Genomic DNA, 8,376 nt, shown 5'->3' with positions numbered 1-8,376 from the left:
CCCTCGCGACGTCCGGTCCCGAGCATCCCGTCCCGTCTCGTTCCGAGCATCCCGTCGCGCCACGACGGGACGGGATGCTCGGAACGAGACGGGACACGGGGGCGGGCGCGTCCGAGCAGGCCCGTGCTCGGGGGTGGTGACGCGGGGTCGTCGGTGCGAGAGGATGGAGCCGCTTCATCCGTGCCAGCACCTCCGTGACCGCGCATCTGTGACGAACCGGCCCGCCGGCACGTCCTGACAGAGGCGGGCCCGCCTCACCAGCGACGAGTGCAGGCCGGGAACGGACCAGGAGAACCACTCATGACCAGCACCGAGACCGTCGGATCCACCGGGACGACAGGCACTGCCAGCACCAGCGCCGCGTCCGGCACCGTCAGCGACCTGGAGACCCGTCTCTCCGAGCGCGTCGAGGACTCCGCCGCCGCCGTCGAGCCCGAGGCGGAGCCGCGCTTCGAGCGCGTCCAGTTCGCGAGCGACGACCTCGAGGAGGCGCGCGGCAGCCTCGAGAGCGTCTACGACGGCCGCCAGTTCCGGGCACGCGCCACGGGGGAGCCGTTCGCGTTCCGCTTCGCCTCCGCGGGCGACTCGCGCCTGAGCCTGCAGACCGGCACCTTCACGGCGCACCTGCAGGGCATCATCCCGTGGTCGCGCGACTACGTGATGTCGTGGTTCCGCTCGGGTACGGTGACCGTCGACTACCCAGTCGGGCAGCTGACGAGCGAGGGCTCGCGCCCGTTCCTCACGCCGAGCGAGACCTCGTTCGCGTTCTCGATGACGCCGCACCGGCACGGCATCGTGCACGTCGACGCGTCGTTCTTCGAGGCGGTCGCCAGCGAGCGCCACGCGGGGCCGCCGCAGCGGATCGTCTTCGACTACGCCGCCGTGCCGACCGACGCGGCGCTCGCCGCGTGGCGGACGACCCTCGGCGACGTGACCCCGCTGATCGTCGGCGAGGAGACCCCGGCGCTGGCCCGCCACGCCGCCCAGCAGGCGCTCGTCCGGGGCATGCTCGACCTGTTCCCGTGGCGGGCGGTGGACGTCCCCGACGCCCTGCGGACCGAGCGCACCCGTCGCCTCCGCCAGGCGGCCGAGTACGTGCACGCCTACGCCGACCAGGCCATCACCACCGCCGACATCGCGACCGCGGCGGGCATGCACACCCGCACCCTGCAGCTGCTGATGAGCGAGCACCTCGGCTCGAGCCCCACCAACTACGTCCGGCACGTGCGCCTGGACCGCGCCCGACAGGACCTGCTCTCGTCCGAGCCCGGCTCGGTGCTCGTGTCCGACGTCGCCCGCAAGTGGGGCTTCGGCAACCTCGGCCGCTTCTCGGCGTCGTACTCCGCGCGGTTCGGCGAGTACCCGCGCGACACGCTCGCGCGCTGAGCGCGACTGCCGTGCTTCCTGCGGTGCCCGGCCCGCGCCTCCTGCGCTGCTCGGTGCGTCCTGCGGTGCCCGGCCCGCGCCTCCTGCGCTGCTCGGTGCGTCCTGCGGTGCCCGGCCCGCGCCTCCTCGGGTCGGCGGTTCACAGGCAGCTCGGGGTGCTCTCGCGGGGGCCGGGCGTACGGTCCGCGACATGAGCACCGACGACAAGTCCGACGAGACCATGACGAGCCCGATGATGGACGGCGCCGAGGAGGCGACGGTCGAGGAGAAGACGGACGGCCTGTCCGAGCAGGCCGACGCCGACCACCGCGACGGAGGCGGCACCGGCAGCCGCGAGGGCGACGTGCGCGAGCGCGCCGCCCAGCACGACGCTCAGTCGGACGTCTGACCGCGAGGCCGCTCGGCCGCGGGCACGCCGCCCCGAGCTACACACCCGATCCCGCACTGCACCTCGCGTTCAGGGGGTGTAGTGCCGGTCCGGGGGTGTAGCTCGTGGTCGGCTGCGGCTGCGGCTGCGGCTGCGGCGGGTGGGCTCAGGCTCCGGCGGGCACCGGCGCACGGAACCAGTCGAGCAGGGCGCGCACCGCGGGGTCGAGGTCGGCCCGGCTGCGTGAGTGGTCGAGCGCCGCGCCGCTGACGTCCGCGTAGCCGGGGATCGCCTCGGCGAGCTCGTCGGTCGTGGGTCGGTAGCCCATCGACCACTCGGCGAAGCGGGGCTGATCGATCGACTCGCGCAGCAGCTCGACCACATCGGTGTGCCGCGGGTCGGCGGCGATGAGCTCGTAGCGGGCCTGCACGACCTCGTCGGGACCCTCGAGCACCTGGACGAAGCGCCCCTGCTTGTGCATCAGGAACCCCGACAGGCCCAGCCGGCGGTTGTTCGCGCGGCTGTTCATGAGCAAGGTGGCGAGGTCGCCGTCGGTCGGACGGACGCGTGAGGCACTGGTGTAGACGATCGAGAGCATGAGGGCCTTTCGGGGGATCCTTCGAGCTTGCCCGCTGTGCACCGCGCCGTCACGCCCCAGAGCGGGGGCTGCCCCGCGCCGTCAGCGCCGTCTACGCCCGCTCCGGGCGCGCAGCGCGCGGTCAGCGCGCGAGCGTGTCGCGCGGGTACTCGCCGACGTGGTCGGCGTAGCTGGCCGAGAAGCGGCCGAGGTTGCCGAAGCCCCAGCGGCGGGCGACGGCGGCGACGGTCGTCTCGTGCGGCGAGGCGGCGAGCAGGTCGGCCCGCACGCGGTCGAGTCGGACCTGGCGCAGGTACGCCGAGGGCGACGTGCCGAGGTGCTCGCTCATCGCGAGCTGCAGGCTGCGCGTGTGCAGCCCGACGGCGGCCGCGACGTCGGAGGGGCTGATCGCCTCGGCTGCGTGCGCGTGCAGGTACTCGAGGGCGTGCCGGACCCGGACGGTGCCGGGCGTGCGGAGCGAGCGGGGGACGTCGACGACCTGCCAGCGCCAGGTGCGGAGCACGGCCCGCGCCGTGCTCAGCTGCGCCTCGAGCCGGAGCAGGGGAGGGACGACCTCGCCGACGACGGCCTCGGTGGCCCCCGCCATCGTCGTCCGCCAGTCGGCGATCGCTTCCGCGCCGGGCGCGCTCGACGTGTCGAAGGCGATGCGCTGGGAGGGCCCGCCGTGAAGCTCGGTCGCGGTCTGCTCGAGGAACTCGGTGCCGAGCCGGACCAGGTGGCTCTGCCGCGGCCGGAACTCGAACTCGAACGAGTCCTCGGCGGGGATGAGGAACGGGGTCGACCCCTCGGTGCGGTACGTCTCCGACCCGCGACGGACCGTCGCCGACCCGCTGCGGAACCACATGACGAAGTGGGCGTCGGGGAAGGGGATCTCGCCCTCCATGTGCCCGCTGAAGCGCGACGTCTGCAGGCTGACGCGCTCGTCGCCCGCCGTGACGTAGCGGTACGAGAACGGCACACTGGAGGGGCGTGCGTCGAACCGGCGCCCGCCGTGGTGGTCGGCGCGGCTGCGCAGCACTTCGTGCAGGTCCGTGCCCTGCTCGACGGCACGGCTGTACGCCGGCACGTCGAGGCGCGCGGATTCGTCCGACATCGGGGATCGTCTCGTCTCTGCAGGGGTCTGGGCAGGAAGAGCTGAATCGTGCCACAGGCCGCCGACATCCGACCCGTGGACGGTCAGGCGCGCGAGCGCGCCTCCGCGTCGACGAGGGCGAGCGAGACGTCCCACAGGCGGTCGGCCTGGGCAGGGTCGAGCGCCCAGGCGCGGACGCCGTGCAGCCCGTCGACGATCGCGTCGACCACCTCGGCCTCGTGGCAGTCCTCGAAGTAGCGGCCCCGCACCTCCGCCAGCTCCGGCGCGGTGGCGAGCAGCACCGACGTCGCCGCACCCTGCTCGGGCGTCTTGACCACGTCGGCCGCCGCGACCTTGGTGGCGGCGAGCACGTCCGGGTCCCAGTGCTTCTGCAGGCCCGTCCAGATGCCGCCGGGCATGCACGAGTTCGCGACGATGCCGTCATCGGTCCAGCGTGCGCTCGCCCCGACGGCGAAGAGGGCGTTCGCCGTCTTCGACTGGGCGTAGGCGAGGCCGGGCTCGTAGCGCCTCCGCCGGAAGAACAGGTCGTCGAACACGACGGGCGACCCGCCGTTGCCGCTCGACGAGACGGAGACGATCCGCGCGCCGCCAGCCGCGGCGAGGGCGTCGTGCAGGCCGAGGGCCAGTGCGAAGTGGCCGAGGTGGTTCGTCGCGAACTGGAGCTCCCACCCCGCGGCCGTGTAGGTCTCAGGCGAGTCCATGACGCCGGCGTTGGCGATCAAGATGTCGAGCGGTCCGGTCCACGCGGCCGCGACGCCCTCGACCGAGGCGGGCCGGTCGAGGTGCAGCTCGACCACGTCGGGCGCGGGCCCGCCGGTCGAGCGGGCGATGTCGTCGGCGACCGAGCGGCCTGCAGCCACGTTGCGCACCGCGAGCGTCACCCGGGCGCCGGCCCCCGCCAGCGCGCGTGCCGTCTCCACCCCGATGCCCGAGGAGGCGCCTGTCACGAGGGCGGTCCGCCCGCCGAGGTCGACCCCCTCGAGCGTCTCGGCCGCCGTCGTCCTCGCCCCGAAGGTGCTGATGTCGCGTGTCGTCACGTCGTCCCTCTCGCTCGTCGTCGCGACCCTACGCCGGGCCGCCGACGTCAGGCGGAATCGCCGGCGTCAGGCGGCGGCAGCTGCCGCGCGGCGCGCCCGGCGGTCGGCCTCGAGGCCGTCGAGGAGGCGGGTGTCCAGCGAGTGGGCCAGCGCGACCTCGGCGACCACCGCCTCCTTGTCGGCGTCGGTCCACGGGGCGGCGTCGAGCTGCTCGCGGTAGGTGGCCCGGAAGAGTGCCGGGTCGGCGACCTCGGCGAAGACGTAGAAGCCCACGCCGTTGACGTCGAAGCCGTAGTGCTTCTGCAGCAGCGTGCTGATGAAGCGCCCGCACGACAGGTCGCCGAGGTAGCGCGTGTAGTGGTGCGCGACGAGGGCCCCCGCCGAGGTCGCGGCGACCGTCTCGAGCCTCTCGACGTACTCACGCGTCGCGGGCAGGGCGACGACGCGGTCGCGCCAGGCGTCGCCGAGCAGGAACTCGAGGTCGGACTCGAGGGCCGGCAGCCGGGTCGCGCCGGTCGTGACGAACGGGGCGACGACCGGGTGCGCCGCCATGGCCGAGGAGGCGCCCTCGAGCGCCCGGTACACGAACCAGTACTGCGCGACGAGCTGGGCGTAGTCGTCGACGCCGCAGGTGCCGCGCAGCAGACCGGTCATGAAGTCGGCGCCGCCGCTGGTGCCGTGGCGACTGGTCGTCCGGGCCCGCAGGAACTCCGAGAAGGGGACGACGTCGGTCACGATGGACTCCGCTCGGTCGGACGGTGCTGCTGGCGGGGGCGGTGCACGAGACGGCGGGGCCGCCTCCTGCTCGATCGTACTTAGGTCACCCTTACTTTGTCGAGGGCTCGGGCCACGTCTTCAGCATTCAGGACTTCGCGACGCGCGGTTCCTGATCCGTGCACCGTTCAGGACGGAGTCTCCCCCCGCCGCGCAGATCAGGAGCCGTCTTCCTGAATGAGGAGAGCGAGAGGAGGACGTGCCGGGCGGGCCGGGGGCATGCTGGGCCGATGGACGACGACGAGAAGAAGAGCATCCGCGACGACTTCCACGACGCGGTGAACATGACCCCGCACGAGCTCGAGCAGTGGCTCGAGACCGACGAGGCGAAGGAGGTGGGGCAGAAGTCCTCCGACGGCGCCGAGTCGGTGGGGCACGACAGCGGACGCAAGATCGTCGGCATCCTCCGCACCAAGGTGGCCGACCTGGGGGACGACGACTACGCGCACATGAAAAAAGTGACGGGCTACGTGCACCGTCACGCCGCCCAGGGGCCGGAGGGCGACGCCCACGACTCGAAGTGGCGCTTCTCGCTGATGAACTGGGGCAACGACCCGGAGAAGAGCGAGAAGACGAAGAAGTAGCGGCCGCGGCCGCCGCGACGCGGCCGCGCACGGCGACGGCCCCGCCCCTCCACGAAGGAGGAACGGGGCCGTCGCCGTCTGCGGGCCGGGGCCCGGGCGTACGGGCTACGCCTGGACGTCGCCGCGCCAGGCGCCGTCGGCCTGGCCCTTCGACTCGATGTACTGCTTGAAGTTGGCGAGGTCCTTCTTGATGGCCCGGCCGTCGGAGCCGATGGCCGCGCCCAGCTTCTCGAGGACGCCCTCGGTGGTCCAGTCGATCTGCACGGTGACGCGCGTCTCGGTGTCGCTGAGCTTGTGGAACGTCACGACGCCGGCGTGGTCGACCTCGCCGCCGGTGCTCGTCCAGGCGACGCGCTCGTCGGGGTGCTGCTCGGTGATCTCCGCCTCGAAGGTCTTCTCGACCGGTCCGACCTTGACCTTCCACACCGTGAGCGTGGGGGTGGTCTGCGTGATCGACTCGACCTCGTCGAGGAACTTCGGGAACTCCTCGAACTGGGTCCACTGGTCGTACGCGGTGCGGACGGGGACCTCGACGTCGATCGTCTCGATGGCCTGTGCCATGGTGTTCTCCTCTTGTCGTGATGTCGTGGGGCGGGCGAGCCCCGGTGGGCCGGGGCCCGGAGGGGCTGGCCCTGGTGGGCGGCCTCGTCCGAGGCCGTGCCCGCCGACGTGAACGGTAGGAGGCGCGGGCCGGCCCCGTCCACGTGCAGAGGCGATGGTCAGGTGCCGGGTGACGCGGCGTCCCCCGGCACCCGCTGCGGGCCGGCAGCGTACTCGCCCGGCCGGCACGCGCCTCCTCCGTGCCCGTCGGGGCGACGCGCGTTCAACGCGGCGTGACCGCCATGCTGCGGAACGACGCGGGGATGCCGAGCGTCCGGACCCCGACGTTGCCGGGCGTGGTGTCGCACCCGGTGTCGGTGTGCGACGCGGTCGTCCGCGGACCGCCCGACGACGCCTGCGCCGTCACCGTGATCGTGCAGCCGACCATCTCGACCGTCAGGTGCTGCCACTGGCCCTGCGGGACGGCGGCGGGCAGGGGCGTGCGGACGAACTCGCGCCAGGTGCCGCCGACGTGCTTCCCGAGGATCAGCGACGTGCGGGAGACGCCGCCGTAGTACCCGTCGAGCTGGTCGGTCCCCGTGCCCGGGTTCCGGACCCGGACGTTGTAGCCCGCGTCGAGGTCGGCGCTCGTCGCGGTGTCGAACCTCACCTCGCCCGTGACGGACGCGTTGCCCCAGGTGCGCGAGGTCTCGACCGACTTGTCGCCCTTGCCCGACTGCGTGTTCGAGTAGGTCTCCTTCGCTTGGTCGTTCGACCAGGCGCCTCCGTACGGCATGAAGGCCGACATGTCCGCGACCTTCCACGGCGTGTTCCACGGCCGTGGCTCGGTGCTGGCCGTGGCGCCGGCCGTCACCGTGACGAACCGCCAGGCCCCGGTCCCCTCGAAGTCTCGGAGGCCTACCTTGCCCTGGAGGTGCGTGGGTGAGCAGCCGGTGTCGACGTAGGTGAACCCGCGCACGCCGGTGTCGCCGTTCGCCCCGGCCGTGCTCTGCGACACCGTGACGGTGCAGCCCGTCACCTGGACGACGAGGTGGTACCAGGTGTTCAGGGCGATGCCCCCTGGCACGTCCATCGTCTGGAGGAACCTGTACGAGCCCTTGGTCATCTTCCCGAGCTCGAGCTTGCCCGCCGACGAGACGTAGGCCCAGTACCCGTTGTGCTGGTCGAGTCCCGGCGAGGGGTCGCTCACCCTGGCGAGCAGGCCGACCTGCTTGCCGCCGTCGAGCTTGACGTCGGCCTGCACCGTGTAGTCGGTCCAGGCCGCGTCGCCCGTGACGGCCTTGGGGGCGGCCGCCGTCGGCGAGCCGCACTTCTCCGTGTAGTAGCCGAACCCCTCGGCGGTCGTGGTCGCCCAGCAGCCGTCGTAGGTGGTCCAGTCGGTGGCGCCGCCCGCGAAGCCGGACCGGTACGGCAGGGGGCCGGAGGTGCGCGGGAACGACGCAGCGGTCGTCGCCGTGTTCCCCGTGCCCCGCACGGCAGCGGTGAAGGCGCCCGAGGTGGGGCTGGCGGTCCAGAGCCCGGCGACGAGCGCCGCGAGCAGCAGGGCGACGACGAGGAGGCGGCGCCGGCCGATCGTCCCGGTCACGAGGCGGCCGATCGTCGCCCGGCCGTCTGCGGCGCGAGTCCGACGGTGAGGCACCACACCAGGGGCAGCAGGCAGACGAGCGCGAAGACGACCCAGCCGGCGGGGTCGAGGTGCGGGGCGATCGAGATGAGCACGCCTCCGCCGGCCGGGGTGTCGGTCGTGAGGGCAGGCAGGTCGAGCGCCCCCACCTCGCCCGAGGCGAGGACGACGGACGAGCCGTGCTCGGTCGCGAGGCGGGACGGCAGCAGGCCGGTCGACACGACGGTCGCGACGCCTCCTCGACCTCCGTCGCTCGCGGTCGTGGCGAGGACGGTCGCGGCCGTGAACGGGCGCAGGGCCGCAGCCACCGCGGCGACCACGCCGGCGGCGCCGACGACGCGCAGGGCGGAGC

At 73.1% G+C, this 8,376-nt stretch carries 9 protein-coding genes and 1 pseudogene; 3 read left to right on the top strand and 7 right to left on the bottom strand.

The window, feature by feature from the left end:
* Nucleotides 1-300 precede the first annotated feature (300 nt).
* Entirely contained in the window at nt 301-1,386 is a 1,086-nt protein-coding gene (locus RWM17_RS09660) for a helix-turn-helix domain-containing protein (protein ID WP_314103092.1), read from the top strand.
* Nucleotides 1,387-1,576: 190 nt separating this feature from the next.
* Nucleotides 1,577-1,774 carry a hypothetical protein gene (locus tag RWM17_RS09655; protein WP_314103090.1) on the top strand — a complete coding sequence of 66 codons (198 nt, stop codon included), beginning with the start codon at nt 1,577-1,579 and terminating at the stop codon, nt 1,772-1,774.
* Nucleotides 1,775-1,919: 145 nt separating this feature from the next.
* Here the strand turns inward: RWM17_RS09655 and RWM17_RS09650 are convergent, their stop codons facing one another.
* The 4 genes from RWM17_RS09650 to RWM17_RS09635 form a co-directional block, all read right to left on the bottom strand.
* Nucleotides 1,920-2,351, bottom strand: a complete 432-nt coding sequence (locus tag RWM17_RS09650) for a BLUF domain-containing protein (RefSeq protein WP_314103088.1) — start codon at nt 2,349-2,351, stop codon at nt 1,920-1,922.
* Between the two features lie 121 nt (nt 2,352-2,472).
* Nucleotides 2,473-3,444: a helix-turn-helix domain-containing protein gene (locus tag RWM17_RS09645; protein ID WP_314103086.1), complete on the bottom strand. Its 972-nt coding sequence runs from the start codon at nt 3,442-3,444 to the stop codon at nt 2,473-2,475.
* An 83-nt stretch (nt 3,445-3,527) separates the two neighbouring features.
* Nucleotides 3,528-4,481 carry an SDR family NAD(P)-dependent oxidoreductase gene (locus RWM17_RS09640; protein WP_314103085.1) on the bottom strand — a complete coding sequence of 318 codons (954 nt, stop codon included), beginning with the start codon at nt 4,479-4,481 and terminating at the stop codon, nt 3,528-3,530.
* A 66-nt stretch (nt 4,482-4,547) separates the two neighbouring features.
* Nucleotides 4,548-5,216 carry a biliverdin-producing heme oxygenase gene (locus RWM17_RS09635; protein ID WP_314103082.1) on the bottom strand — a complete coding sequence of 223 codons (669 nt, stop codon included), beginning with the start codon at nt 5,214-5,216 and terminating at the stop codon, nt 4,548-4,550.
* A gap of 269 nt (nt 5,217-5,485) precedes the next feature.
* Between RWM17_RS09635 and RWM17_RS09630 the strand changes: the two genes are divergently transcribed.
* Nucleotides 5,486-5,839 carry a DUF3140 domain-containing protein gene (locus RWM17_RS09630; RefSeq protein WP_314103081.1) on the top strand — a complete coding sequence of 118 codons (354 nt, stop codon included), beginning with the start codon at nt 5,486-5,488 and terminating at the stop codon, nt 5,837-5,839.
* 105 nt (nt 5,840-5,944) lie between these two features.
* On the opposite strand, the gene RWM17_RS09625 is transcribed toward RWM17_RS09630, so the two are convergent.
* The 3 genes and pseudogenes from RWM17_RS09625 to RWM17_RS09615 form a co-directional block, all read right to left on the bottom strand.
* Nucleotides 5,945-6,400: an SRPBCC family protein gene (locus RWM17_RS09625; RefSeq protein ID WP_314103079.1), complete on the bottom strand. Its 456-nt coding sequence runs from the start codon at nt 6,398-6,400 to the stop codon at nt 5,945-5,947.
* A 262-nt stretch (nt 6,401-6,662) separates the two neighbouring features.
* Nucleotides 6,663-7,985 (bottom strand): hypothetical protein, encoded by a 1,323-nt coding sequence (locus RWM17_RS09620; RefSeq protein WP_314103077.1) that lies wholly within the window; start codon nt 7,983-7,985, stop codon nt 6,663-6,665.
* Nucleotides 7,982-8,376, bottom strand: a pseudogene (locus tag RWM17_RS09615) (S26 family signal peptidase); the annotation flags it as partial. The gene RWM17_RS09620 and the pseudogene RWM17_RS09615, both read right to left, overlap by 4 nt.

Source organism: uncultured Frigoribacterium sp., assembly GCF_963515265.1.
In the GTDB taxonomy this organism is placed as follows: Bacteria; Actinomycetota; Actinomycetes; order Actinomycetales; family Microbacteriaceae; genus Frigoribacterium.
This window is presented reverse-complemented; position numbering and strand designations above follow the sequence as displayed.